Here is a 25405-nt window from a genome sequence, read left to right as displayed (position 1 = left end):
AGATACTACCTCATACCCTAGCGGGGTATCAGGTAGGGCGCCACAAGGATACTTGGACGATGCCCGAAGCCGATATCAAGCCCCGTAGTCGTGACGTCACCGACGGCCTGGAGAAGGCCGCTGCCCGCGGCATGTTGCGGGCAGTGGGCATGGGGGACGAAGACTTCGCCAAGTCGCAGATCGGGGTCGCATCGTCGTGGAACGAGATCACGCCGTGCAACCTCTCGCTGGACCGGTTGGCCAAGGCGGTCAAGGAGGGGGTGTTCGCCGCGGGCGGCTATCCCCTCGAGTTCGGGACGATCTCGGTGTCCGACGGCATTTCGATGGGACACGAGGGGATGCACTTCTCGCTGGTGTCGCGCGAGGTGATCGCCGACAGCGTCGAGACGGTGATGCAGGCCGAGCGGCTGGACGGCTCGGTGCTGCTGGCCGGGTGCGACAAGTCGCTGCCCGGAATGCTGATGGCCGCCGCACGCCTGGACCTGGCGGCGGTGTTCCTCTACGCGGGCTCGATTCTGCCGGGGTTGGCCAAGCTCTCCGACGGCAGCGAGCGCGAGGTCACCATCATCGACGCCTTCGAAGCGGTCGGCGCGTGTGCGCGCGGGCTGATGAGCCGGGAGGACGTCGACGCCATCGAGCGCGCGATCTGCCCGGGCGAGGGCGCGTGCGGCGGCATGTACACCGCCAACACCATGGCCAGCGCCGCCGAGGCACTGGGCATGTCGTTGCCGGGCAGCGCGGCGCCGCCGGCCACCGACCGTCGCCGCGACGGGTTCGCACGCCGCAGCGGGCAGGCCGTCGTCGAACTGCTGCGCCGCGGCATCACCGCCCGCGACATCCTCACCAGAGAAGCCTTCGAGAACGCGATCGCGGTGGTGATGGCGTTCGGCGGCTCGACCAACGCGGTGCTGCACCTGCTGGCCATCGCCCACGAAGCCGGCGTCGAGCTGGCGCTGGACGACTTCAACCGGATCGGGTCGAAGGTGCCGCATCTGGCCGACGTCAAGCCGTTCGGCCGCTACGTGATGTCGCACGTCGACCACATCGGCGGGGTGCCGGTGGTCATGAAAGCACTGCTGGATGCCGGTCTGCTGCATGGCGATTGCCTGACTGTGACCGGTCAGACGCTGGCCGAGAACCTGGCCGCCATTGCCCCGCCGGATCCGGACGGCAAAGTCCTGCGCGCGCTGAGCAACCCCATCCACCCGACCGGCGGGATCACCATTCTGCGCGGATCGCTGGCGCCGGAGGGTGCGGTGGTCAAGACCGCCGGTTTCGACTCCGAGGTATTCGAAGGCGTGGCAAGGGTTTTCGATGGTGAACGGGCCGCGCTGGACGCCCTCGAGGACGGCACCATCACCAAGGGCGACGCGGTGGTGATCCGCTACGAAGGGCCCAAGGGTGGGCCCGGGATGCGGGAAATGCTCGCCATCACCGGAGCGATCAAGGGCGCGGGGCTGGGCAAAGACGTGCTGCTGCTGACCGACGGCCGGTTCTCGGGCGGTACCACCGGCCTGTGCGTCGGCCACATCGCGCCCGAAGCCGTCGACGCGGGGCCGATCGCCTTCCTGCGCGACGGCGACCGGATCCGGCTCGACGTCACCAGCCGCACCCTCGACGTGCTCGCCGACCCGGACGAATTCGCGGCCCGGCAACTGGATTTCGCTCCCCCGCCGCCGCGCTACCGGACCGGGGTCCTGGCCAAGTACGTCAAGCTGGTCGGCTCCGCCGCCGGCGGCGCGGTCTGCGGGTAGCCACGCCCGTTCGAGCCACAACCCGGATTCGCGGCGATAGCATCGTGCAATCCATCGCTTCGTGACTGCCGGGCGATGGTTTTCGTGAGCACGGCGAGGTGCCCGATGACGTATGTCCTGGTCTCACCGGAAATCATGGCCTCGGTGGCCGCCGATGTGCACAGTATCGGCGCGTCGCTGGCCAACCGGAATGCGGCAGCGGCCGCCACGACGACGAATGTGGCCAGCGCGGCGCAATGGGAGGAGGCGGCGGAACCGGCGGCCACGGCACCCCGCCGGGCGGTACCGACGGCGGCCCGGGCAACATCGGTGCGGACGGGCTCGACGGCCACACCATCTGACGGCGGCCCGACCGTCACCGCGAGACAAGGGGGATGGTCCGATGGTTTCCGATGGTTGATGTCCTCGACCGGCTGCGGCTGGACGTTCCGGTCGCCCAGGCAGGCATGGGCGGCGGCATCGCCGGTGCCGCGTTGGCGGCTGCGGTCGCCAACGCAGGAGGCCTGGGCACCCTCGGCCTGGTCACCGCTCGCCAGTTGCGCAGTGCCATCGATCAAGTGCGGGCCAAGGCTCCGGGCCGCGCCGTGGCGGTCAACCTGTTGCTGCCCTTCCTGCACCGTGGTCATGTCGACGTGTGTGTCCGCGCGGGGGTAGACGTCGTCGTTCTGGCTTTCGGCGAGAAGCGGGGGCTCATCGGGCATCTGCGCGACGCCGGCATCGTCGTCTTCGTGATGGTCGGCACCCGGAAACAGGCGCTGCGGGCGGTCGCCGGCGGCGCTGACGGGTTGATCGCGCAGGGCCGTGAAGCCGGCGGACACCTCGTCGGGACCATGCCGGCACTGGACTTCCTCCCGCAGGCTCTGGCGGTGGCCGGGCAGCGGCCGGTGTTTCTCGCCGGGGGCATCGCGGACCGCGCCGACACCAGCACGGCCCTGGCGGCCGGCGCCAGCGGTGTGGTCGCCGGAACGCGATTCCTGATGACCGACGAGGCGAACGCCAACCGCGCGTATCAACGCCGGATCATCAACGCCGACAAGACGATCGAGACGAACCTGTTCGGCTTCAGCTGGCCGCTGCGACACCGCGTCCTGCCCAACGACGCCACCCGACGATGGTGCCGCGACGACGGGATGGCCAAGGCGGTGCCGGCGGTCTTCAACACCGTGAGCGGCCCGCTTTCGCTACTGGGGTACTTCGAGGCCGGTCCCCTGCTGCGGTTGCAGTCGCCGGGCCGTCCGCTGTTCACTCCGCTGCCGCCGGTCGCGGGGACGCCCGATTCCTGGGTGGAGCGGGCAGCCCTGTATGCCGGTGAGACCGCGCTGCGTATCGGCGAGATCACCTCGGCCGAGCAGGCGGTCAGGGACCTCACTCCCGAATAGCTCCTGACGGCGTTAGCGGACGGCTGCGATGGCGAATCCGTCCCAGCCCTTCGTCCCGACCGTCTGGATCGCCGCGGTGTCCAGACGCGGGTGCCGGCCCATCAACTGCAGGGTCTGGCGTGTCGCCACCGCGCTGGCGTCGTCGGATTCCGCTGACAGCACCTGACCGTCGCGAATCACGTTGTCTACGACGATCACTGCGCCGGGCCGGGCGAGCCGGACGGCCCATTGCAGGTAGGCGGCGTTGTTCTCTTTGTCGGCGTCGATGAACACCAGGTCGAACGGAGCGCCGGTCACCGTCGGCAGGGTGTCCAGCGCCGCGCCGACCACCACCTCCACCCGATCGGCGACACCCGCCCGCTGCAGGTTGGCGCGGGCCACCGCGGCGTGTTTGGGTTCATATTCCAGCGTCACCACCCGTCCCCATGGGCCCGCGCCGCGGGCCAGCCAGATGGTGCTGAAACCGCCCAGCGTGCCGATCTCGAGGATGCGGCGCGCCTGCATGGCGCCGGTCAGCAGGCACAGGAACTTGCCCTGCTGCGCGGAGACGGCGATGCGAGGCAACCCCGCGGCGTCGCTGGCCTGCAGCGCCGCGGACAACACCGGGTCGTCGCCGATCAGCGTGCTGTCCAGGAAGGCGTCGACGTCGTGCGGGGTCGGTTGGGCCATACCGAAACGCTAGTCCGGTCCACGCGCATCGGCTCGGCACGATCAAATTACCCGTTCCGGATGGTTACCAGATACCCGTATGGGGTATAGAGTGATCGTGGTCATCCGTTTGGGACTGCAGTCCCCCGATCCGAATAAAGGTGATATTCATGGCGACCCATGAGGCTGGAACCGAGTTGACCTGCGGCCACGAGGGCTGCGGCTGTCGTGTCCGCATCGAGGTCCCCTGCCACTGCTCCGGCGCTGGCGAGCCTTACCGCTGCACCTGCGGCGACGAATTGGTCCCGATCCAGTAAGCGGGCAGCCGGTCGTGCGTTCGGATGGACCATCGCGCTCATCGCCCGAACGCACGACTTGCCAGCTCGACCTCGGCCGCCAGCGTCAGCGCCGCCGCCGAAGCGCCCACCGCGACCGCGTAGCGACCCGCGGTGATGCGCCAGCACCCGGCCCGGCCGTCATAGCCGGCCAGCAGCCGCGGGTCCGCTGCGATACTCACCCGGACGACCTGGCCCGGGTCCAGGTCGACTCGGTGGAAACCCAGTAGGCGCAACCGCTGTGCGTCGGGAACGGCGGTCAGATACAGCTGCGGGATGTCCGACCCGCCGCGGTCACCGGTGTTGACGACACTGAAACTGACGGTCACGGTGTCGCCGCCGGTCACCGCCAGGTCGCGATACTCGAAGCTGGTGTAGGACAAACCGTGACCGAAGGCGAACATCGGGGCCTGCCCGGTCCGGGCGAACCAGCGATAACCGACATCCGCGCCTTCGTGGTAGTCGATGGTGGTCGGTGTCCCCGGCGCCGCATCGGGCAGCTCCGGGCGGGGTGTCTGGCCGAGATCGGCCGGAAATGTGATCGGCAGCCGGCCCGACGGATTCACCTGTCCGGCAAGGATTTCCGCGATGGCTTTGGCGCCCGCCTGGCCCGGATACCACGCTTGCACGATGGCGTTCACGCGGTCCCGCCAGGGCATGGCCACCGGGTTGCCGGTCTCGAGCACCACGACGATGTTCGGATTGGCGGCGGCGACCGCCGAGATCACCGCGTCCTGGCCCCACGGCAGCGACAGGTCGGCGCTGTCGAAGCCCTCCCCTTCGGATCGGATCGCGAACACGATCGCGACGTCGGCGCGGCGCGCCGCCGCCACGGCCTCCGCCGCGCTGACGCCGGGATCGAATTCGATCTGTGCGTCGGGGAATTGCCGTCTCAGTTCGTCGAGCGGGCTGGGTGGCACCAGATAGAGATTGCGTAAGCCGGCCTGCAGGCCGGACCCGCCGATCGGGATCACGCTCGCGTAGCCGCCCGGCGGTACGACGGTGCTGGAGCCGTAGCCGGCCGCCACCCCGACCTGTGCGTAGCCGCCGATAACGGCGATGCGAAAGCCCGAACCGGCAATCACCGGCAGCAGCCCGCGGTTCTGCAGCAGCACGATGCCCTGCCGGGCGATCTGCAGGGCAATCGCGTTGTGCGCCTGCATATCCGGTGCGGGCACGGGTTCCCACCGGTCGATTCCGACAGCGAACATCGAACGCAGGATTCGCCGAACCATGTCCGACAACCGTTCTTTGGGCAGCAGGCCCTCGGAGTAGGCGGCACGCAGTCGGTCGCCGAATGCCTCGGTCCCCCACAGCACGGCGTCGATCTGTGCGCCGCATTCCTGGTCCAGGCCGGCAAGCGCGCACTCCCAACTCGGTGTCCCGCCCCAATCCGACATCACCCAGCCGCGGTATCCCCAGGCACCCTTCAGCACATCGTTGATCAGGACAGCGTTGGCGGCGGCGTAGTCGCCGTTGACCTTGTTGTATGCCGCCATCACCGCGCCGGGCTCGGCACGCTCGACGGCAATCTCGAAGGCCAGCAAGTCCGATTCGCGGTGCGCATCGGGTTCGATGACGGCGTCCAGCCAGTGCCGGTTGGTCTCGTTGCAGTTCAGTGAGTAATGCTTGGTCGTCGAGATGACGCCCTGGTTCTGGATGCCGATGATCTGCTCCGCGGCCATGGCGGCGCTCAACAGCGGGTCTTCGGAGAGGTACTCGAAGTTGCGACCATTGCGCGGGTCACGGGCCAGGTTGATGGCGCCGGCCAATTGGACGTTGAACCCGCGGCTGCGGGCCTGGCTCCCGATCACCTCGCCGGCGGCCCGGGCCAGTGCGGGGTCGAAGCCGGCGGCCAGCGCCAGCCCGGCGGGCAGCGCCGTGGCCGTATCGCCAGGGCGGTAGCCGGGATTGGTGACACCGAGTCCGGCGTCGCTCATCAGCAGCGCCGGAACCCCCAGCCGCGGAATGCCGGGCACATAGCCGGCGCTCATCGCAACGTTGGGCGGGATGCGCTCATCGCGCAGCGGCCACCAGTCCCCGGCTCCCATGACCCCGACAAGCAGCGAGAAGCGTTCGTCGTCGGTCATCTGGGACTCGATCTTGCGGGCCCGGGCGTCGGGGTCGGATGGGCCCACCGCACACCCTCTTTCGCGTAGACAACCCGCAGAATGTGGCCAACCTCGGCTCCCATCACCAACTCGGCCAGCTCACACATCGTCGCCACGAACTGCGGCCCGTGCGGCGGCGGCACGTGACACAAATGATGTGCGACTTCATGGAGCACGACCAACTCGCGCATCGCCCAGGCGGCGGTGTCGCGGTCCGGGACGGCGATAATGCCGGCGCCGTCCCGGTTCTCGTAGTGCGCCGCGGTGGCCGCCCGCCGGGCGCGTACCCGCAGCGGCGACACCGACGGCCAGTTCCGGCGCACCGCCGGCAGGCCCAGCACGTCGTCGACATAGCGCTGCACCGACGCCACCGAGGCGAACCGTCCCTCGGGCGGCAGCGTCACCTGCGTCCCGAAGAAGTCCACACTGGGCGATCCGTGTTCGACGGCACGGTCGAACAGGGTGCGGACAAACTCCTCGGCCGCATAAACCCTGGCCCGCTGGGAGTCGCGGCCCGAGGAATCCGCCCAGGTCACCGGTCCAGGGCTGTTCGCGTTCCGGGCAACTCGGCGCTCTGGCCCAGCCGGGCCTGCCGCCCGGCCCGGTCACCCGCGCGGCGCGCCGCCGAGGAATATCCGGCCGAGGCCCGGTGGGCCCGCCAGGTGCCGCGCGCCCGAGACGCGCCGCGATAGTAGTCGTGCAACTCGATCTCCTTGTCCCGCAACGCGATAGCGGTGCCCGGTGCCCGGCCGCGGTCCGCGGTGACCTCGCGGGTGGCCTGCTCGCGGGCCTCGGCCAGGCGCTGACCGACTCGAGCACCGAAGGCTAGCTGAAAGTTGAGCCTGGCGGTGATGGTGGGCGTGGGCCGGTGTGCCCCGGAGGCAAGGTAGGCATCGGAAGCCCGGACCATCTGCACCACCAGGCTGGCGTACAGGGCGAGGGTCGCGTCGATGTCCTCAGGGAACCCGTAGGCATAGAGGAACGTCGAATTCGATGCGACGTCGCAGCGTACATCGTTGGCCGCGGCGATCAACACGAACAGCTGGACGTAGGTCCGCAGCCCGCGGGCGCCGACCGTTCCGATGGTGATGGTGCGCTGGGTCGGCGCCTGCGCGGCCGAACGATTGGCCGAATGTGACCGCGCCACCGCGAGGTCGATGGACGCCGCCGTGGCCAGCCGCTGCGCGGCGGCCATGAACGCGTCGGCTTCATGGGAATTGTCGGTGCCTTCGGCCTGACGCAGCAGGGCGGCGATGCGGGCCAGCATCTTGTCGTCGGTCATGGCGCCAAACTACTGCAGCGGTACGACAATTCGGTTCAGAGGCGGTTGGTGATCCACCCGACCACGTCGTCGAGCACCTGGTTGCGCTCCGGCTCGTTGAAGACCTCGTGGTAGAGCCCGGGATATTCGTTCAGCTCGACATCGGTGGAGCCCACACATTCCACCAGGCGCCGGCTGCCCTCGATCGGGATAAGCCGGTCACCCGTGCCGTGCACCACCAACAGCGGCGCGGTCAGCGCCGGCGCCCGCCGCGGCATGGTCTCGCCGACCTGCAGCAGCGCCCGGCCGATCCCGGCCGGCACCCGGCCGTGGTACACCCGCGGGTCGTTCTGGTAGTCCGCCACCACCTGCGGGTCGCGGGATATCGCGGTGAAGTCGAGTTCCTGGACCGGCAGGCTGGGTACCACGACGCCGAGAACCTTGGCGGCCAGCGCCACCACCGGCGACACCAGATCCTGGGCCGCCACCGCCGGCGCCGACAGCACCATCAGGTCGTAGTTGTCCGGGCGTTCCACACCGTAGGCGAACACGATCCCGCCGCCCATGCTGTGCCCGAGGACAATGCGCTTGAGGCCGGGGTTTTCCCGGGTCGCGATGCCCACCAGGGTGTCGAAGTCGGCGGTGTATTCGGAGATGTCGCGCACCAGCACCCGCTTGCCGCCCGAGCGGCCGTGTCCGCGATGGTCGAGCGCGTAGGTAACCAGACCGGCCTCACCGAACCGCTGCGCGACGTGGTCGTAGCGGCGGGCATGCTCGCCCAGACCGTGAGCCAGCACAACCACGGCTTTGGGCCCGGTGTCGGGCCCGGTGTCGGGCCCGGTGTCGGGCGTCCAGACGTCGTAGACGATGTCCACACCGCCGACACCGGCGAAGTTGCGTTCAGTGCGCGTCGCATTCATTACGGGCAGCTTACGGGCTGCACAGCGGCTCCCCGGGCGGGGTTGTCCGGGTTGTCAGCGGCTCTGCGTAGGCTCGTCGGGGTGGGTCTGCTAGCACAAGACAATGAGCTCGGCGGTGATTTCTCCGCCCGTGCCGAACCCTACCGGCGCGAACTGCTGGCGCACTGCTACCGGATGACCGGATCGTTACGCGACGCCGAGGATCTGGTTCAGGAGACGCTGCTGCGCGCCTGGTAAGCGTATGACCGGTTAGAAGGCAAGTCGTCGATACGGACCTGGCTGCATCAGATCGCCACCAACACCTGCCTGAGCGCACTGAAAGGCCGGCGGCGCCGGCCGTTGCCGACCGGACTGGGAACGGCCAGCTCGGATCCGACGGCGGAGTTGGTCGAGCGCCGTGAGGTGCCCTGGCTGGAGCCGCTGCCGGATGCGACGGATGATCCGGCGGATCCGTCGGTCATCGTCGGGTCGCGCGAATCGGTCCGGTTGGCGTTTGTGGCCGCGCTGCAGCATCTGTCGCCCCGGCAGCGGGGGTGCTGTTGCTGCGCGACGTGCTGCAGTGGAAATCGGCCGAAGTGGCCGAGGCGATAGGCACCACCACCGTCGCCGTCAACAGCCTGCTGCAGCGGGCCCGATCGCAAATGGAGACCGTGCGCCCCAGCGCCGAGGACCGGTTGAGCGCGCCGGATTCGCTGCAGGCCCAGGACTTGCTGGCCCGCTACATCGCCGCGTTCGAGACCTACGACATCGACCGGCTGGTGGAGCTGTTCACCGCCGAGGCGATCTGGGAGATGCCGCCCTACGTCGGCTGGTATCAGGGCGCGCGGGACATCATTACGCTCATTCACCAGCAATGTCCCGCCGAATCGCCCGGCGATATGCGCATGATCCCGTTGGTGGCCAACGGCCAGCCCGCGGCGGCCATGTACCTGCGCGCGGGTCAGCGGCACGTGCCGTTCCAGTTGCATGTGCTGGACATGGTCGATGGCGGGGTGTCGCACGTGGTGGCTTTCCTCGACGGCTCACTGTTCCCGAAGTTCGGTCTGCCCAGTTCGCTGTGACGACCGGGCTGTTGTTGTTTGGGCGCCTTCGACATCGGCTCACCGCGTCCCGGTGATCAGCGGAAAATCCGGCGCCCCCGCTAGGCGACGCTGCCCACGCCCATCCGAAGCGGCCGGCCCGGCGTCATACGCTCGCGACCATACCGGCGCGGTGCAATAGTCGAATCAGGGCTGAGCACAACCAGATTCGATGATGCGCGGCGCAGGCGGTAGGGTACGGCAGTGCAGCCGCGGCCGCCTTGACGCCGCCGGGACCCGAGGTCGCCGCAGCACGCACCCGTGCCCACGCCGCTACTGTGGAAATCATGCCTGCCACAGTGGAGATTCGGCGAGCGGCCGAGCGGGCCGTCACGACGACCTCCTGGCTGACATCTCGACACTGCTTCTCGTTCGGCGACCATTACGACCCGGACAACACCCACCACGGGCTGCTGCTGGTCAGCAACGACGACGTGGTGCAACCAGGGACCGGATTCGACACCCACCCGCACCGCGATATGGAAATCGTGACGTGGGTGCTGGAAGGTGAACTGACCCATCGGGATTCGACGGGCAACCACGGCGTGATCTACCCCGGTCTGGCCCAGCGCATGTCGGCGGGCAGCGGAATCCTGCATTCGGAAAAGAACGAGTCAGCCACGCAGCCAGTGCATTTCGTCCAAATGTGGATAGCGCCCGACCAGACCGGCATTGACCCGGGATACCAGCAGCACGATATCGGCGATGACCTGTCGACCGGCGGTCTGGTCACCATCGCCTCGGGCATCAACGGCCACGACGCCGCGATCACGCTGCATAACCGCAGCGCGGCCCTGCACGCGGCGCGATTGCGCCCCGGCGACACGGTCGACGTCCCCCCCGCGCCCTATCTGCATCTGTTTGTCGCCCACGGCCGGATTGACCTGGACGGGGCCGGCGAACTGGCCGAAGGGGACGCGGTCCGCTGCACCGACATCGGGGCGCGGCGGCTCACCGCCGACTGCCCCGCGGAAGTCCTGGTGTGGGAGATGCACGCAAACCTGGGGTCCTGAGCCCGCCCTGACACCACATAGAGTGGGCTCGACAGACAGGAGCCCACATGTCTCAATCGCAGCCGCGTCATGCCGCACCGAACCCCAGGCGCAGCATCAAGTCGGTTCGGACCGTGCGGTTCTGGGCGGCACCGATCCTCATCACACTGGCCCTCATGTCGGCGCTGGCAGCCCTGTACCTGGGTGGAATCCTGAACCCGGCGACCAACCTGCGCCACTTCCCCATTGCGGTGGTCAACCAGGACGCCGGGCCCACCGGCAAGCAGATTGTCGAGGGTCTGGAGGCCGGATTGGACAAGAACAAGTACGACGTGCGCGTCGTCTCCCACGACGAGGCCAAGCGGCTACTGGACCGGGCTGAGGTCTACGGTTCGGCGGTCATTCCGCCGACTTTTTCCTCGGCGCTGCGTGATTACGCGATGAGCGCCGTGCAGCCGACCCACGCGGACCGGCCCACGATTACCATCTCGACCAATCCGCGAGCGGGCACGCTGGGCTCGAGCATCGCCGCCCAGACGTTGACCCAGGCGATGGCCGTGGTGAATTCCAAAGTCGGGCAACGCCTTACCGCCGACGTTGCGGCGCAGACCGGCGGCGCGCCGCTGGCCGGCGCCGCTGCGCTGGGGCTGACCAATCCGATCGACGTCAAATCCACGGTCTACAACCCGCTGCCCAACGGAACCGGTAATGGACTGTCGGCCTTCTACTATGCGCTGTTGCTGCTGCTGGCCGGATTTACCGGCAGCATCGTGGTGAGCACCCTGGTGGACTCGATGCTCGGTTACGTACCAGCCGAATTCGGCCCGGTGTATCGCTTCGGTGAGCAGGTCCGCATCTCGCGGTTCCGCACCCTGCTACTCAGGTGGGGATTGATGACGGTGCTGGCCTTGCTCACTTCGGCGGTGTACCTGGCGATCGCCCATGGCCTGGGCATGCCCATTTCCCTCGGCTGGCAATTGTGGCTCTACGGAGTGTTCGCGATCATCGCGGTAGGCGTCACGTCCAGCTCGTTGATCGCGGTGCTGGGATCGATGGGCTTACTGGTGAGCATGTTGATCTTCGTCATTTTCGGGTTACCGTCGGCCGGCGCCACGGTTCCCCTCGAGGCAGTGCCGCCGTTCTTCCGCTGGCTGGCCACATTCGAGCCGATGCACCAAGTGTTCCTGGGGGTAAGGTCGCTGCTCTACCTCGACGGTCACCCCGACGCCGGTCTGTCCCACGCCTTGGCGATGACATCCATCGGTCTGGTCATCGGCCTGCTGTTGGGGGGCATCATCACCCACCTATACGACCGCAAGGGATTCCACCGGATACCCGGGGCAGTCGAGATGGCCATTGCGGCGGAGCATCAAGCGCAGCACCAGGCACGGGAACGAGACCGCGCCGGCGCCGGCCCCGGCAACGGCTTAAGCGCAAACGAAAATCCAAGCGAGCAAACGTAATTCGAGTGCGGCGCAATCGTCACATCGCTGTTACATAAGTTGACAGTGTGACAGATGTGCCTAATTCTGGGATGGCTGCTTCCCGACCGGGCCGAAAGGGCTACCGTGCTGACGCCATCTGCCAGCCTGCGCCGACTTGCGGCTTGTCTTGCCTTAGTGGCTGCATGTGCCACGCTCACGGCTACCGCGGGACAACCCCTCGCCCATGCCGCCGACGGTCGCGAGATGCTCGAGCACGCCATCGCCACAACCAAGGGCTCCTACCTGGTGTACAACTTCGGCGGCGGGCATCCGATGCCGCTCCTCAACGGCGACGGTGGCCGCTACGAGATGAACAACGGCGGCCATCTCATGATCATCAAGAATGCATCGCAGCGGCTGCAGCCGCACCTGCTGGTCGACAGCCACACCGGTGACCAGGCGCGCTGCGAACACAACGCCGGGGCACGCACCAATGAAGGGCTCTGGCAGGCATCGGAGATCTACGCACCGCTGCAGGCCTGGCAGCGAATGGGACAGCCGACAATCGCGATCAACGCCAACTTCTTCGACGTGCGCCCGCAAAAGGGCGGCTCCTGGCGATCGACCGGTTGCAGTTCGCCATTGGGCGCGTTCGTCGACAACACCCACGGCCAGGGCCGCGCCAACCAGGCGGTCACCGGCACCGTCGCCTACGCCGGCAAACAGGGCCTGTCCGGCGGAAACGAGACCTGGACCTCGCTGACCACCATGATCATCCCGGCCGGTGGTGCGCCATATGTGTTGCGGCCCAAGGGCAGAGAAGACTACGACCTGGCGACTCCGGTGATTCAGGACTTGCTCAACAAGAACGCGAAGTTCGTCGCCGTCGCCGGGATCGGGCTGTTGTCGCCGGGCAACACCGGCCAACTTCACGACGGCGGCCCGAGTGCCGCGCGTACGGCGCTGGCCTACGCGAAGCAGAAAGACGAGATGTACATCTTCGAAGGAGGTAACTACACGCCGGACAACATCCAAGACCTCTTCCGGGGCTTGGGCAGCGATACGGCGATCCTGCTCGACGGTGGTGGGTCGTCGGCAATTGTGTTGCGCCGTGACACCGGAGGCATGTGGGCCGGCGCGGGATCGCCGAAGGGCTCCTGCGACACCCGCGAGGTCCTCTGCGACTCCCACGAACGGGCGCTGCCCAGCTGGCTCGCATTCAACTAGTAAGCGCCTGAGGCGTTTTGCTATCCACGGGGCCGTAGCGGAACACCAGCATGCTCACCGAGATAACGGCGGCGGCCAGTGCGAACACCGGCGCCACGGTCACCCGGGACATGACGGCACCAAGTACCGCGCCGCCGCACATCGCCGTGATCACGCTATAGCGCAGCAAGCTTCGGCCACCCGTGCCGCCGGCCAGCCGGCTCTCGGCGCCGATCGCGACGATGGTCGACGTCAACATTGTGGTGCTGAGCTCGCGAATGCCGAACTCCCGAGCGATTGCGTTCTGCAAGCCGAACGTCAACGCGAGCCCACCGATGAGAAACAGCTTGGTGTTGTCGTGATAGCGCAGTACCCCGCTGCCGGCCAGTACCGACAACGTCGCCAGCACCGCGACCTCGGTCCCCAGCGCCGCGCTGATCCAGCGTCGTGGCTCACCACCGAGCGCCCGAGTCAACCGGCCGCCGATGATCGTGCCGATGACGAAGGCGACCACGGACACCACGCCGGCGACCAGGTCGATACCCGTCTGCGACTTCGGCACCAGGCAAATGCCGAGGAAGATCACGTTGCCGGTCATGTTGGCGACGAACACATGCCCGAGGACCAGCACACTGATCGCGTCGGCCAAGCCGGTGGCGAAGGTCAGCAACAGCAACGCGGCGATCGTCAACCGGTGATACCCGGGCGAGCTGACGGCCATGTAAACCCCTCGACCAGGCCGGGGCTACAGGCGCGGCGTCAAATCCAGCGAGGTGATCGTCGTCATCCTGGTCACAAACCAGCGGGAGTTATCCCGCTTCATGATCAGCCGGTACGACAGATACTTCATTGCCGGAATGTTCTTGGTCAGCGGGCTGGTGGTGGTGGTGTTCGTGTACACGATCGCCACCGCATTGGGACCATCCAGCGATTCGACGGCCACGCCGGTGACCTCGGTGTTATTGGTGACCTTGGCTTGCTTGTTCGGCGCGACGATGCTGTCGACGAATTTCCGGTATTGCGCTCCGAAGTCACCGCTGAGGTAGACCGCCGCGCGATCGGCCAGCTTATCCATGTTTTCCGGGGTGTAGGTCCACAACGTGGTGATCGCGTTCGCCGCGGTCCGCGCCACGTTGAGCTTGACGGCAACGACCGCGCGATCGGCCAGGTACGGCTGCAGGGTCGCGCCGGCAAATGCGGCAGAACCCACGAAAAGCAGTACGCCAACCACGGCGACGGCCGCGGCGACGCGCTTGCCGCTGGGGCGTTTGACCCTGCCGGTCAGTCGCTTGAGGAACCCGACTTTGGGCCCGGCGCCGCCACCGGCGGCCTCGGTGTCGGAGTCGGAATCGGTGTCGGACTCGCCCATGCCGGCGCCGTCACTGGCGGCCTCGGAGTCGGAATCGGCGACCTCGGTGTCGCCGCCGTCAGCTTGCTCGGACTGATCCGCTGCTGCTGCCGCAACGTCGTCGCTTGCGGGTTCCGCGTCCACCGCCTCGGTTGCTTGAGTTGCCTGATCGTCGGTCTCGGCGAGGGAATCCGGTTCGGCGTCGGACGCTTCCGAGTTGGCCTCGGTCAGATCATCTGCAGCAGGTTGCTGATCTTCCACTGATTCCCTTCCTGCTTAGCTGTGGCAGCCCAACGGTTCGTGTTCTCGAAGACCTCTTTGCCATCGGGTGACTTGGAGGTGACCTCGGTGGCCACCAAAACGCTGGCGGTGCCGTCGTCGTTCCACCGTTCCACGCCCGCATCCAGGACCGTACCCTTGGCGGGCTCTGCTTGAGCGACCTGCAGCAGGATCTCGTTCGCCTTGTCGTGGTACTGCTTGGCGAAATCGCCGGTCGCTTGCGCCAATATCCGCTCGACGTATTCGTTCGCGTGATACGGGTCAACGGAAGTGAACTGCCCCATGAACCATTTCACGTAGTTGACCACCTCATGCTCCCGGTGCGCGGCCCGATCCCGCGACACATGCGCGACCAGCATCAGGCTGGATAGCGTGATCGCCACCGCCATCACCACGGCAGCGGAAATGGCCACGAGCGGGAATACCCGCGGTCGCCTCGGCGGCAACGGGTGTGTGACAAGCAGGAGTCCCTCACCGGGGTGGAATCTGCGCCGCGGACTCATTTTCCGTCCCCGGGCGGCTTCGGTTTGGTCAGTACGGTCAGGTCGTCAACGCGCCATTGGTCGTCCCGGTCCCTTACGAAGCTGACCCGCACGGTTGCGCTGATGTAGCGGATGTCGGGCGGTGTGCCACGGCGACCCTGCATGAACAGCAGCATGGTCGCCCGGTTCGGCGTCGCGGATTGGATAGAACTGCCCGTCACCCAGTACTCGTTGAGGACGGGGTGCCCCTTCGCGACGGTGTCCTGCTGGCCGGCCAACTGACCGCGGTACCTGTCGGTGGTCAGCGATTGTGCTCGAGCGAAGTCCTCGCGCAACGTTTTCGGGTCGTATGTCAACATCTGGGAGACCATCTTGGGGCCCTGCGTCGCAAGCTCAGCACGGGTTCGATCGGTTGCGTTGTCGTAGGAGTACACCACCGCGTAGCTCACACCGGCACCGCCCAGGCACAATCCGGCCGCGGTGACCAGTGCCACCGCCGTCCACCGCCGTACCTTGGCCGGCCGCCCGCCAGGATCAACGGTTCGCACCTCGGTGCGCAACAGCATGTCGGCGAAGGTGCGCCGGTCCGGATCCCACAGCGGCCACAGCCATCCGACCATCAGCGGCACGGTGTCGACCAGGTGGGCGAGGTCGCGCACCATCAGCCGCCACGGGCCGACGGCGTCTCCAGCGGCCCCACTGTGGCGTACCACAGCGATTCCGCACAGGGCGCGTCCCAGAGTCCAACCGGTCAGGGCGGGCGCTAGCCACCGGTTGGCCGACATCAGCAGGGTCACCAAGGCCAGGATGGCGACGCACACCCACCACCATGAGCTGTCCGACGGCACGGTAAACGAGACCAGCGCCAGGGTCGCTACCACCGCGATTCCGGGCAGCACATCAACGGCGACCGCAGCCACCCGCAAATGCCATGGCGCCAAGGCCCTCTCGGCTTCGGGTTGGACGCTCTCGGGGGTCTGGATCTCGTCGACCACCACCGTCACTTCGTCACCTGGTCGAGTTTCGAAATCTTGTACTGGCCGTCCGTAGGTGTCATACGCACCCGCAGCCGGTAGCCCGTTTCCTGATCCTGCGCCTGATCGTTGGACATCCGGACGCGCAGGGCGACGAGCACGTCAACCGATCCGTCGGGGTTGTTACGCTCGACCGCGGCCCGCATATCGGTCAACTGAACGTGCACGTTGGCGGCCTGGTAAGCCTGAACGAGCATGCTGCTGTAGAGCACGGCTTGGGAGCGGTACTGATCGGTGCCGCAGTCGATGATCTTCTGTTCACTGGCGGCCATGGAGCTGGTATCCGGTGCCTGCGTGACCGCGACACAGTCCTTGGCCACCTGCAGTGCTGCCGCGTTGTTGCGGGCTACGACCTCGCTCTGCTGGTGGGCACGCAGCGCCAGATAGCCGCCGGCGCCGATGCCGCCGGCGACGAGCACCAGCGCGGCACTGATACCGACTAGCCACCCACGACCCAAACGCGACGGGCGCCGCTCGACAGCCGGCGCCGCGGTTTGGCCCTCACCCGTCGTGTCGGAGGTGTCCGGAGCGGCTTCGTCCTCCGATTCGGCCGAGTCCTCGCCCGTCGCCTCGGCGCTGTCCTGACCGGCCTCAGATTCTGCAGCAAGTTCACCCTCCGTGTCGGGGGTGTCTGAGCCGGTGTGGGTCTCGGATTCTGCCGAGTCCTCGTCCGTCGCCTCGGGGCTCGACGAATTATCCGCGTCGATGGGGTTCAGCCGGCTGGCGCCAGCATCTCCTTCCATCCGTCGTCTCCTGTTTTGGTCGAGTTTTCGACGGAGTATCTGACTCCGTCGGGCCCTACCAGTTCACCGCTCTGAGGGCTGTAGACCGCCGTGGGCGGCCCGCCCGGAGTGTAGACACAGGGGTTGGGCTGCTGTCCGTTGCACTGCACAGTACCCGAACCGGGCCGCTGCAGCGGGTCACTGACCGGAGGCGGCGTCCCGCCCGGCGGCAGTCTATCGGCCGGTGCCGGGTTCATCCCGTTATTGATCGACGGCGCCGGGATCACCAAGCCGGGCTTCACCGGCTGATCGCAGCGCGCCGCCGGCGCCGGGCACGTCAAGAGCTGGTTGGGGTCGCCATACCACGGATTGGTACCCGCCGGCACGTATGGTTTCGGGTCGCGGCACTCCCGCGGCGTCGCCGCTCGCTTGCCCGGGACGTCAACGCACGGAATGTTGCGTGATCCGCGCACGCCGTTGGCCGGAGTATCCATCGGAATCTTGCAGTACGTGCCCGTCGGCAACGGCTGCAGGCTGGTGTCGGCAAAAGAGCGCCACTCCGACGCAGGGATGAACCCGGTCAGACACGGCGGTGGCTGGTTGATCGCCAACGCCAGGTCCAGCGCGGCCATGTTGGGGAAGGGCGCGGCCACTGTCTGCGCGATCGAAGCACCCTGCGGCAAGAACACCAGCACCTGCTCGACGCCTTTGTGGTAGCGCTTGAGCAAGTCGAACACGACTTCGAGGTTCGCCAGCGTCTGCGGCAGCGAATCACGCACGTCGGTGAAGACCTCGTTCAGCTGGTCAGCGGTCGGAGCTGCTTGGGACAGAATGCTTTTCACGTTCTGGTCCCGTTTCGCGGTCTGGGCGGCCAGCGTGTTGAGGTTGTGCGCCCAGCGTTCGATCGCATCGCCCGAGGTGACCTGGCTTTGCAGGATCGGTCCGGAGTGGTCGATGATGTCGTTGACGTCGTTGATCTGGGTGCGGAAGTCACCGACGATCGCCTGCGTGGCGTCGACCAGCCGTTGCAGGGCAGGGCCCAAACCACCTACGGCTTGCGCCGTTTCGTCGAGCAGCACGGGGATCTTGTCCGCCGGCAACACCTGAAGGCCGCGGTTGGCGGTGTCCAGGGCCGGCCCGATCTCACTGGGCACCGTCCCCTTGGTGATCGTCTGTCCGGGCGAAAAGACCTTGCCCGGGTTGCCCGTCGACACCAAATCCAGGTACTGCTCACCGACCGCCGATACCGAATGCACGTTCGCCGACGCATCGACCGGGATCTTGTAGCGGCTGTCAATGCTCATCGTCGCCTCGGCGCCGGTGGGCGTCGGCTCCACGTCGGTGACCTTGCCGATGGTGACGCCGCGATAGGTCACGTTGGCCGTGGGGTAAAGGCCGCCCGATGCCGGCAGCTCCGCCTTGAGCGTGTAGCGGCCGATGCCCGCCAGCGATGGAATCCGCAGGTAGTACACCCCCAGGACCAACAGCGAGACCACTGTCAGGACCGCGAACACGATCAACTGGCGTTTGATGAAGGGAGTCAGCATTGCCGGTCGCCCCTTTCCACCAGCGGTCCGCCGGGCGCGTCGTTCGGGTTCGGCGTGTAGCGGACGTCGGGGATCATCGTCTCGGGATCGCGACCGAAGGACTGCTCGAGTGCGCGCAAGGCTCCGGAAAAGCCGGTACCGGTGAGCAAGGCGTTGTCCATCGCGCTGAAGGTCACGTCGATCGTGGCCGACACGTTCTGGTAGTCGCCGCGGAACAGCTTCGGCACGGTCTCGATGTCGTACGGCTGGGTGAGAATCAGCTTCAGCGCGCCGATCAGATACTGCGAGCCGCGGCCGAGTTCCTTGAGCGGGCATTGCAGCGCTTGCAAGTCGGTATGCAGCGGGCCACGCGCCTCCGACAGGTACTGGTCGGTGACCTGGGTGAGCTGTCCCAACGCGTCGACGGCGTTGATCAGCAGGTCACGCGTGTCGGCGAAGTGCTTGATCAGCGGCGGGATGTCGGTCAGCACCCGGTCCAGCACATCCGATCGGCGACCCACGTAGACCAGCAAACGGTTGGTGGAGTCGATAGCGTGGGTGATGTCATCGCGTTGCTGGTTGAGCTGGTCGGTAAAGGTGTCCAGCTTGGTGAGGAAAGCCCGAATCTGGTCGGCCCGCCCGTGAAAGACGTTGTAGACCTCGTTCTGGAGCACCTCGAGATTCGGGATGCCGCCGCCGCGCAAAATCATCGAGATGCTGGCCAGTGTTTGCTCGGTGTTGGGATATGCGGAGGAGTTCTTCAGCGAAATGGTGCAATCCTGCTTGCGGTGCGGCGGCGGGCACAGCGGCTGCGGCGACGGGTCGGGCGGCGACGCGAGCTCCACATGCTGAGAACCCAGCAAACTCGTCTGGCCGATCTTCGCGGTGGCGTTCCTCGGTAGCTTGACGCCCTTGTCGATCCCCAGCTTGAGCGTCGCTATCCAGTTCTCCAATCTGATGTCACGTATCGAGCCGACCGTGACGTCGGCGACCATCACCTTGCTGTTGCCGTTGATCGCCAGCGTGTCGGGCACCTGCACATAGAGCACGTAGGCCCCGTCCCCGGTGCCCGGACCACCCGGAATCGACACATTGGAGATCCCGCGCCAGCCGCACGAACTCAGCGTCAGAGCGACCGTCAGCAACGCCAACGCCTGCCAGGCCCGGTGACGGGCGCGTCCCACGGCGCCGCTCGGTGCCCACTGGCTCGGCTTGCTCTTCGCGCGTACCGCGCTCATCGCGCTTCTCGGTGCCCACTGGCTCGGCTTGCTCTTCGCGCGTACCGCGCTCATCGCGCTCCTCGGTGCCCACTGGCTCGGCTTGCTCTTCGCGCGTACCGCGCTCATCGCGCTCCTCACTGACCCGCTCCTGCCTCAGCGGGAAGTGGAGCGCCTACCGGCGCGGGCGCCGCGGCTGGACCGGGCGTCGGCGCAACCGGGCCCGGGACCACCCCTGGGCCGGGCGGCGGCGGCTGTATCGGCACCGGGGCCTGCAAACCGATCGGCGGCAACACCGGGTACTCGTCATAGGCGTTCGGCGGTCCGGGTGGCGTCTGCAAGGTGGACTGGACGGGCGGGATGTCCGGGCCACCCATGAGTTCGGCCAGCGACTCGGGGGTCATCAGGCCCGCCGTGATCGGCCCAACCTGCTGCCCCTGCATACCGGGGGCGACAATCCAGCCCGGCTGGGTGTTGCGATGCGACAACGGAGTATCCGGCACCCAGATCCCCGGGACGGTCGTGTCCTTGTACCCGTTTGGCGGCTGCAACCGCGGCTCGGAGTAGGCGACCTGCTTGGGCAGCACTTCGGCGGTGCTGAAGAAGTTCACCCCGAACGGGAAGTAGTTGAACTTGATCGCATCCAGGATAGGCGCCAGGTACTGCGCACACAACTCAGCGGACTCCTGATATCCAAGTCGGCTGGCGGCCTGAATAGAGCTGCAGACGAACTGCATCGGGTTGGCGAAGGATGTGATCTCCGGGATGGCCACGACGGACCCGTGCGACGGATGGTAGATCTGGTTGACGTTCGACGCCGCCGTCGGCAGCACGTGCAAGGCGGTCTCCAAGCCGTTCAACGGCTCGGGTTGCAGCAGCGTGTTGGTCGCCTCGGCCAGGTTGTTGACATCGTGAGTCAACACCTCGCGGTTCTTGTCGAGGAACGGCCGGATCGTCGTCAGCAAGCTGTCGAACTGCTGTAACGCATTGGAAAGGGCTTGGTCGGAGCTGACCAGCCGGCCGGTGAGGTCGGCCAGGTTCTGGTTCAACGCCACGAACTGCTGGTCGTCCTGGTGCAGCGCGTTGACGAACAGCGCCAGGCTGCGGACCACCGCGAAGAAGTCGCCACGGCCTTCGTTGAGCGCGGTCAGCGCGCGCGACAGACTGTCCAGCGTGGTGTTGAATTGCTTGCCCTTGCCTTCCAGCCCATAGGCGAAGGATTCGAGTACCTCACCGAACGGTCCCTTGGGCTGCTGCGGGGTGGGGCCGAGCTTGTCGATGATGTTGGTGATGCTGTTGCGCAGCTCGTCCCACTCCACCGGCACCTGGGTGCGCTCGATCGGAATGACCGCGTTGTCGGCCAGCACCGGGCCGCCTTTGTAAGGCGGCTCCAGCTGGATCGAACGCGACGCCACCAGGGTCGGGTTGAGGATCACCGCCGAGGCGTTGGCCGGCACCTTGTACTGGTTCTGATAGTGGAAGGTGACCTTCATCTTGTCGCCGGCCGCTTCGATGCTGTCGATCTTGCCCACCTGCAGGCCCATGATCTGGACCTTGTCACCGGGGTACAGCGCATTTGCGGCAGGGAAATAGGCAACCACCGTGTTGTTGGTCAGCTTCTGGTAAAGCCGCCAGCCGACAAACGCTGCCACCAGGGCCAAGACCACGATCAGCGTTCCGACGATCACCGTCGCCCGCGTCATCCTCGGAAGCCGCAGATTGCGGATGTCAAAGACGGTGCTCAATTCTGGCTCCCTCCAGTCACACCGCTACCGCCGGTGCCTCCTGGGTTGATATAGGGGTCGGGCAGCTGCGGCCCCGGCCCGGGCGGCGCGGGCGGACCCGGCGGCAGCCCCGGCGCGAACGTCGACGGCGGCGGTGTCGGGCCGGCCGGCGCCAGTTGCTCGGTCCGCGCACCCGGCGGTCCGTTCGGCGGCAGCGGCACCGGGGTACCCGGAACGTCCGGCGGCGGGTCGCCCGGCCGCCCCGCGATGGGGATGCCCGGCGTCGGCGGCAGGCCGTTCGGGTTCGGCGGGGACGCCTCCACATCCAGCGGCGCCGGGAAGTTCGGACCCCCGAACGGGCCGAGAAGCGCGCCCGCGCAGGGCAGCGGGTTCCAGGGCCGCGGCAACCCCTCGTCGCCGACGGTGACATTGCCGCCAGGGTTGGCCGGCGTGTACGAGCAGGGTGAACCGGGCGGGACGGCCGGCCCCGGGTGCTCGGGCGTGCCCTCCAGCACACCCGGCGCCGGCGGCGGCGCGCCGTTGGGGAACCGGGTGCCGTTGGGGTCGGGCCAGCGGAATTCCGGCAAGCCGGCACTGCGCCAGAAATTCTCCGGGTCCAGGCCACGCTTCTTGAACGCGGCGTCGATGAACGGCTGCAGAATCTGCCCCGGAACCAGGTTGTGGATGACCACTTTGAAGAACGGCCCCGACGCGATCGACTCGTTCAGCGACGGAAGGAATCCGCCGACCATCAGGAGCCCGTTTGCCAGGTCGTCCTTGCGCTCAACCAGGATGTCGCTGACCTGACGCAGCTGCTCGAGCACATGGTTGAGGTTCGGATTGTCGTTGATCAGCCCCTGCACTTGGGCCGAGAACGAAGCGACGTTGGCTAGTAGTGCGTCGATGGCGCGCCCACGCTCGTTGAACGCGGCGATCAACGTCTTGGCGTTGACCAACAGCCGGTCCACCTGCTGGCTGCGGTCCCCCAGGATGCTGGCCACCTGGTTGGCCTGCGCAAGCAGGTGCTTGATCTCCTCGTCACGCTTGCCGATCGTGTCGGAGAACTTGGCCACGCCCTCGAGCGTGGCGCTCAGATGCGGGTAGGTCTGGTCGATGGTCTGCGACAACACATGCAGCGATTGCTTGACCGTATCGATGTCCCAGCCGGTGGCCGCCTTGGTGACGTCGAAGAAGGCGTCGTAAATCTGGTATGGAGTGGTGCTCTGACCCAATGGCAACGTGCCCCCCGGCCGCAGCGGCTGGTTGCCGCGCGCCTCGATCTCGAGGACCTTCTTGCCCAGGATGGTGTCGGTGCGGATCGCCAGCCGGCTTTCGGTTCCGATGGCGTTGGTGCCGACCGAGAATTTGATCTTGATGTGGTCACCGTCGATCGACAGGGCCTCGACCTTGCCGACGTCCATGCCGGCGATGCGTACCTTGTCCCCCTTGTTGAGGCCGCCGGAGTCGGTGAACTGCCCGTAGTAGCTCGGCCGTGCGAACAACATGGGGACACTGGTGAAGCTCTGGCCGACGGCGACGACGATGATCATCACCACGATGCCCATGAGGCCGATACGAAGCCGATTGGGAGGTTCCAGCGTTCTCATTGTGGCGTGCACCTACCCGTCGGCTGGGTGAAGAGCCGGACCGTGCGCACCGGCCCGCCGGGCTGCAACCCATTGATTCTGAGGCTGATGTCGCAGGAGTAGAAGTTCACGAAGTCCCCGTAGGACCCGATGGTGCGCCCGATCATGTTCAGGGCGGTCGGGACCTTGTGCAGGAAATCGTTCAACTCCTGACGCTGGTCGATGAGCGGCTGCTGGATGGCATCGAGGTAGTTGACGGTCTTGTGCAGCAGTGCGCGGTCCTCGGCCAGCAGATCGGCCACGGTCCCGGCGGCGTTGCTGATGTGCACGACGCCGTCCGCCAACTGAGTACGGTGGTCCTTCAACCCGGTGATCAGCACCTCCAGGTTGTTGACCGTCTGATCGAAGTCCTTGCGATGGCGAACCGTGGTATCCAGCACGGTGTTCAAGTTCTTCACCACCTCGCCGATCGCCTGGTCGCGTTCGGCGATCTGTGAGGTCAGCTGCGCGGTCTGGTCGAGAATGTCGTTGATGGTGCCGCCCTGACCCTGAAACACGGTGATGAGCGCCGAGGCGATGGTGTTGACCTTGTCCGGGTCCAGCGCCCGGAACACCGGCTTGAAACCGCCGATCAGGGCGTCGAGGTCGAGCGCCGGCGACGTGCGCGACAACGGAATGAACCCACCCGGCCGCATGACCCGGTCGCTGCCGTCGCCGTCGCCGCGCTTGAGCTCCAGGTATCGATTTCCGATCAGGTCGAGGTAGCGGACCTGCGCCGTCGTCGATTGGTAAAGGGGTATCGAGCGGTCGACGTCGAAATCCACCCGGACCCGTTTGCCGCCGTCGACCAGCGACAAGTTTTTGACCTTGCCGATCTCCACCCCCGAGGCGCGGACGAATTGTCCGGCCCGGAGCCCGCTGACGTTGCTGAACTCAGCGGAGTAGCCGTAGGTGCGGTCGAAGCGGATCTGACCGAACACGATGACGATCATCACGCTGAACAGCACCAGCACCAGTGCGAAGGCGCCGAGTTTTATTGCAGTACCGGTGATTTTCATGGGTTGATCGTGTTGTCCCCTACTTGACGGCCCCAGACGTATTCGATCGCGTAGGGCGAACCGGTCTCAAGGTGGTTATAGGGAGCGATGCTGTTGCCGGTGTCCATCACCAACTCGGGTGCCGGCCAGAAATCGTGGGTGATCTGCTGCCAGCAGCCCGGCGCGCCGCCGGGGCCGCCACGCGCGTTGACCCGCGGCAGGTTTTCCGGATACATGTAGGGATTCGGCGCCCCGCCGACCACCCCGGCAGCCAGCCCGCCGATCTGTGAAAGCAGCAGCGGCACCAGCGACGTCGGGTTCAGCATCAATCCCAACCCGGACAGCAGCTCGCTGTGGGTGGCCAGCGAATAGCCGTTGCCGCCGAGGAACGTGGCGGCCTTGGGCTCGATGTCGTGGTAGTTGCGCAGCGTGCAGAACAGCTCCGGGCTGTAGGTGTCCAGCAACTGAGCACTGGGCACCAGGTCGGCGGCGCCACGCGCCAGATACGGGCCACCCCGGCCGAAGACGTCCGCGCCGGTGTTGCCGAACCCGACCGCCGCCAGCAAGGCGGCATCCAATTCGCGCTGATGCTGATTGATCGTGCGCGCCGTGGGCACCGAATTGTCAAGGAAGTCGAACAAATCCGGCGATGCGTTGGCGTAGACGTCGCCGAGCGCCGCCAACTGCTGAATGTCGCGGCGGGCCTGCGGCATCCGCGGGTTGACATCGTCGAGGATCGCGTTGGCGTTGACGATCGATTGCCCAAAGCGATCGCCCAATCCGGTCAGCGCCTGCGCGGCCGCGCTGAGCGTCAGATTGAGCTTGACCGGGTCCACCTTCTCGGCAATCGAGGTAATGGTCTGGAACAAGGTATTGATCTCGGTCGTCACCCCAACGGCATTGATGACACTCTTGGGGGTGAGGTGCCCCTTCGAGATGACGTTGCCGCGGTCGTCTCTTGGCGTCGTCAGCGACACATACTTGCCGCCGAACACCGTGGTCGCCTTGATTTGCGCGTTGACGTTCTCCGGTACCAGCGAGAGGTACTTCGGATTGACGTTCAAGACGAACTTGGCGGCCGGTTTGCCGTCGCGCGTGATCTCCGAGATGGTGTCGACCCGGCCGATCTGCACGCCGTTGTAGGTGACCTTCGAGCCGGGATCCATCACCAGGCCGGCTCGATCGGAAAGCATCGTCAGCTTGACCTTCGGGGTGAAATCCCCACGAAACTGCAGGTACACCAACACGAATATGACAAGCGCGAGCACCAGAAAGACAACGCCCGCCGTCTTGTACGGCGGATCGCTGACCTTGTTGATCTTCCCGGGCATCGTCATGGCG

At 66.6% G+C, this 25405-nt stretch carries 22 protein-coding genes and 2 pseudogenes; 8 read left to right on the top strand and 16 right to left on the bottom strand.

Annotated elements, in window-relative coordinates; genetic code table 11:
- The first annotated feature begins 59 nt into the window (after positions 1-59).
- The 3 genes and pseudogenes from ilvD (at position 60) to EET03_RS00920 (ending at position 3133) form a co-directional block, all read left to right on the top strand.
- Positions 60-1754, top strand: coding sequence for a dihydroxy-acid dehydratase (gene ilvD, locus EET03_RS00930; RefSeq protein WP_075542119.1), 1695 nt, complete (start codon positions 60-62; stop codon positions 1752-1754).
- Between the two features lie 105 nt (positions 1755-1859).
- Positions 1860-1998, top strand: a pseudogene (locus EET03_RS32855) (PE domain-containing protein); the annotation flags it as partial.
- A 148-nt stretch (positions 1999-2146) separates the two neighbouring features.
- Positions 2147-3133, top strand: a complete 987-nt coding sequence (locus EET03_RS00920; protein ID WP_075542192.1) for a nitronate monooxygenase — start codon at positions 2147-2149, stop codon at positions 3131-3133.
- Between the two features lie 12 nt (positions 3134-3145).
- On the opposite strand, the gene EET03_RS00915 is transcribed toward EET03_RS00920, so the two are convergent.
- Complete coding sequence (locus EET03_RS00915; protein ID WP_075542117.1) at positions 3146-3802, bottom strand: O-methyltransferase; 657 nt, start codon at positions 3800-3802, stop codon at positions 3146-3148.
- Between the two features lie 134 nt (positions 3803-3936).
- Here EET03_RS00915 and mymT point away from each other — a divergent pair, with 134 nt between their 5' ends.
- A complete protein-coding gene (gene mymT / locus EET03_RS00910) occupies positions 3937-4098 on the top strand; it encodes a copper-binding metallothionein MymT (protein ID WP_099193892.1) in 162 nt (53 codons plus the stop codon).
- Between the two features lie 38 nt (positions 4099-4136).
- On the opposite strand, the gene EET03_RS00905 is transcribed toward mymT, so the two are convergent.
- From EET03_RS00905 to EET03_RS00890, 4 genes are read right to left on the bottom strand one after another with little or no spacing between them, the layout of a single operon-like run.
- Positions 4137-6206 carry a beta-glucosidase gene (locus tag EET03_RS00905; protein WP_099194299.1) on the bottom strand — a complete coding sequence of 690 codons (2070 nt, stop codon included), beginning with the start codon at positions 6204-6206 and terminating at the stop codon, positions 4137-4139.
- Positions 6203-6763, bottom strand: coding sequence for a TIGR04338 family metallohydrolase (locus EET03_RS00900; protein ID WP_099193891.1), 561 nt, complete (start codon positions 6761-6763; stop codon positions 6203-6205). Before EET03_RS00900 ends, EET03_RS00905 begins: the two co-directional genes overlap by 4 nt.
- On the bottom strand, positions 6760-7509 hold the full coding sequence (locus EET03_RS00895) for a DUF2786 domain-containing protein (RefSeq protein WP_063470605.1): 750 nt from the start codon (positions 7507-7509) through the stop codon (positions 6760-6762). Before EET03_RS00895 ends, EET03_RS00900 begins: the two co-directional genes overlap by 4 nt.
- 35 nt (positions 7510-7544) lie before the next feature.
- A complete protein-coding gene (locus EET03_RS00890) occupies positions 7545-8408 on the bottom strand; it encodes an alpha/beta hydrolase (RefSeq protein WP_075542115.1) in 864 nt (287 codons plus the stop codon).
- Between EET03_RS00890 and EET03_RS00885 the strand changes: the two are divergent.
- The 4 genes and pseudogenes from EET03_RS00885 to EET03_RS00870 all read left to right on the top strand — a co-directional run bounded on the left by EET03_RS00885 (position 8356) and on the right by EET03_RS00870 (position 13130).
- Positions 8356-9469, top strand: a pseudogene (locus EET03_RS00885) (sigma-70 family RNA polymerase sigma factor). The gene EET03_RS00890 and the pseudogene EET03_RS00885 sit on opposite strands and share 53 nt — an antisense overlap.
- 305 nt (positions 9470-9774) lie before the next feature.
- Positions 9775-10500, top strand: a complete 726-nt coding sequence (locus EET03_RS00880) for a pirin family protein (RefSeq protein ID WP_075542190.1) — start codon at positions 9775-9777, stop codon at positions 10498-10500.
- Between the two features lie 47 nt (positions 10501-10547).
- Positions 10548-11942, top strand: coding sequence for a YhgE/Pip domain-containing protein (locus EET03_RS00875; protein WP_075542114.1), 1395 nt, complete (start codon positions 10548-10550; stop codon positions 11940-11942).
- A 54-nt stretch (positions 11943-11996) separates the two neighbouring features.
- Complete coding sequence (locus EET03_RS00870) at positions 11997-13130, top strand: phosphodiester glycosidase family protein (RefSeq protein WP_075542113.1); 1134 nt, start codon at positions 11997-11999, stop codon at positions 13128-13130.
- Here EET03_RS00870 and EET03_RS00865 read toward each other — a convergent pair.
- The 11 genes from EET03_RS00865 to EET03_RS00815 all read right to left on the bottom strand — a co-directional run bounded on the left by EET03_RS00865 (position 13123) and on the right by EET03_RS00815 (position 25401).
- Positions 13123-13830 (bottom strand): YoaK family protein, encoded by a 708-nt coding sequence (locus tag EET03_RS00865; RefSeq protein ID WP_099193890.1) that lies wholly within the window; start codon positions 13828-13830, stop codon positions 13123-13125. The two genes, EET03_RS00870 and EET03_RS00865, sit on opposite strands and share 8 nt — an antisense overlap.
- Positions 13831-13854: 24 nt before the next feature.
- On the bottom strand, positions 13855-14718 hold the full coding sequence (locus tag EET03_RS00860; RefSeq protein ID WP_075542111.1) for a mammalian cell entry protein: 864 nt from the start codon (positions 14716-14718) through the stop codon (positions 13855-13857).
- Positions 14685-15239 carry a mammalian cell entry protein gene (locus EET03_RS00855; protein ID WP_075542189.1) on the bottom strand — a complete coding sequence of 185 codons (555 nt, stop codon included), beginning with the start codon at positions 15237-15239 and terminating at the stop codon, positions 14685-14687. The genes EET03_RS00860 and EET03_RS00855 overlap by 34 nt, the downstream gene beginning before the upstream one ends.
- Complete coding sequence (locus EET03_RS00850) at positions 15236-16222, bottom strand: RDD family protein (RefSeq protein WP_075542110.1); 987 nt, start codon at positions 16220-16222, stop codon at positions 15236-15238. The genes EET03_RS00855 and EET03_RS00850 overlap by 4 nt, the downstream gene beginning before the upstream one ends.
- Positions 16219-16995, bottom strand: coding sequence for an Mce protein (locus tag EET03_RS00845; RefSeq protein WP_075542109.1), 777 nt, complete (start codon positions 16993-16995; stop codon positions 16219-16221). Before EET03_RS00845 ends, EET03_RS00850 begins: the two co-directional genes overlap by 4 nt.
- Positions 16965-18521, bottom strand: coding sequence for a virulence factor Mce family protein (locus EET03_RS00840; protein WP_063470615.1), 1557 nt, complete (start codon positions 18519-18521; stop codon positions 16965-16967). Before EET03_RS00840 ends, EET03_RS00845 begins: the two co-directional genes overlap by 31 nt.
- The gene (locus tag EET03_RS00835) at positions 18515-19738 is read right to left on the bottom strand and encodes a virulence factor Mce family protein (protein ID WP_075542108.1); all 1224 of its coding nucleotides are present in this window, start codon (positions 19736-19738) and stop codon (positions 18515-18517) included. The genes EET03_RS00840 and EET03_RS00835 overlap by 7 nt, the downstream gene beginning before the upstream one ends.
- 116 nt (positions 19739-19854) lie before the next feature.
- On the bottom strand, positions 19855-21462 hold the full coding sequence (locus EET03_RS00830; protein ID WP_075542107.1) for a virulence factor Mce family protein: 1608 nt from the start codon (positions 21460-21462) through the stop codon (positions 19855-19857).
- Positions 21459-23048, bottom strand: coding sequence for a virulence factor Mce family protein (locus tag EET03_RS00825; protein ID WP_075542106.1), 1590 nt, complete (start codon positions 23046-23048; stop codon positions 21459-21461). The genes EET03_RS00830 and EET03_RS00825 overlap by 4 nt, the downstream gene beginning before the upstream one ends.
- Positions 23045-24085, bottom strand: coding sequence for a virulence factor Mce family protein (locus EET03_RS00820; RefSeq protein ID WP_075542105.1), 1041 nt, complete (start codon positions 24083-24085; stop codon positions 23045-23047). Before EET03_RS00820 ends, EET03_RS00825 begins: the two co-directional genes overlap by 4 nt.
- Complete coding sequence (locus EET03_RS00815; protein WP_063470620.1) at positions 24082-25401, bottom strand: MCE family protein; 1320 nt, start codon at positions 25399-25401, stop codon at positions 24082-24084. The genes EET03_RS00820 and EET03_RS00815 overlap by 4 nt, the downstream gene beginning before the upstream one ends.
- Between the last annotated feature and the right edge of the window lie 4 nt (positions 25402-25405).

Source organism: Mycobacterium innocens, assembly GCF_900566055.1.
GTDB classification, from domain to species: Bacteria; Actinomycetota; Actinomycetes; order Mycobacteriales; family Mycobacteriaceae; genus Mycobacterium; species Mycobacterium innocens.
The sequence above is the reverse complement of the archived record's forward strand: the minus strand, read 5'-3'. Positions and strand labels throughout refer to the sequence as shown.

Excerpts from the sequence above, each read along its gene's own strand:
- EET03_RS00865 (WP_099193890.1), bottom strand. The coding sequence starts at position 13,830 with ATGGCCGTCAGCTCGCCCGGGTATCACCGGTTGACGATCGCCGCGTTG.
- EET03_RS00875 (WP_075542114.1), top strand. The coding sequence starts at position 10,548 with ATGTCTCAATCGCAGCCGCGTCATGCCGCACCGAACCCCAGGCGCAGC.
- EET03_RS00905 (WP_099194299.1), bottom strand. The coding sequence starts at position 6,206 with ATGACCGACGACGAACGCTTCTCGCTGCTTGTCGGGGTCATGGGAGCC.
- EET03_RS00835 (WP_075542108.1), bottom strand. The coding sequence starts at position 19,738 with ATGAGCGCGGTACGCGCGAAGAGCAAGCCGAGCCAGTGGGCACCGAGC.
- EET03_RS00915 (WP_075542117.1), bottom strand. The coding sequence starts at position 3,802 with ATGGCCCAACCGACCCCGCACGACGTCGACGCCTTCCTGGACAGCACG.
- EET03_RS00880 (WP_075542190.1), top strand. The coding sequence starts at position 9,775 with ATGCCTGCCACAGTGGAGATTCGGCGAGCGGCCGAGCGGGCCGTCACG.
- EET03_RS00920 (WP_075542192.1), top strand. The coding sequence starts at position 2,147 with ATGGTTGATGTCCTCGACCGGCTGCGGCTGGACGTTCCGGTCGCCCAG.
- EET03_RS00840 (WP_063470615.1), bottom strand. The coding sequence starts at position 18,521 with ATGCTGACTCCCTTCATCAAACGCCAGTTGATCGTGTTCGCGGTCCTG.
- EET03_RS00895 (WP_063470605.1), bottom strand. The coding sequence starts at position 7,509 with ATGACCGACGACAAGATGCTGGCCCGCATCGCCGCCCTGCTGCGTCAG.
- EET03_RS00820 (WP_075542105.1), bottom strand. The coding sequence starts at position 24,085 with ATGAAAATCACCGGTACTGCAATAAAACTCGGCGCCTTCGCACTGGTG.
- EET03_RS00845 (WP_075542109.1), bottom strand. The coding sequence starts at position 16,995 with ATGGAAGGAGATGCTGGCGCCAGCCGGCTGAACCCCATCGACGCGGAT.
- EET03_RS00890 (WP_075542115.1), bottom strand. The coding sequence starts at position 8,408 with ATGAATGCGACGCGCACTGAACGCAACTTCGCCGGTGTCGGCGGTGTG.
- EET03_RS00825 (WP_075542106.1), bottom strand. The coding sequence starts at position 23,048 with ATGAGAACGCTGGAACCTCCCAATCGGCTTCGTATCGGCCTCATGGGC.
- ilvD (WP_075542119.1), top strand. The coding sequence starts at position 60 with ATGCCCGAAGCCGATATCAAGCCCCGTAGTCGTGACGTCACCGACGGC.
- EET03_RS00870 (WP_075542113.1), top strand. The coding sequence starts at position 11,997 with ATGTGCCTAATTCTGGGATGGCTGCTTCCCGACCGGGCCGAAAGGGCT.
- EET03_RS00815 (WP_063470620.1), bottom strand. The coding sequence starts at position 25,401 with ATGACGATGCCCGGGAAGATCAACAAGGTCAGCGATCCGCCGTACAAG.
- EET03_RS00855 (WP_075542189.1), bottom strand. The coding sequence starts at position 15,239 with ATGAGTCCGCGGCGCAGATTCCACCCCGGTGAGGGACTCCTGCTTGTC.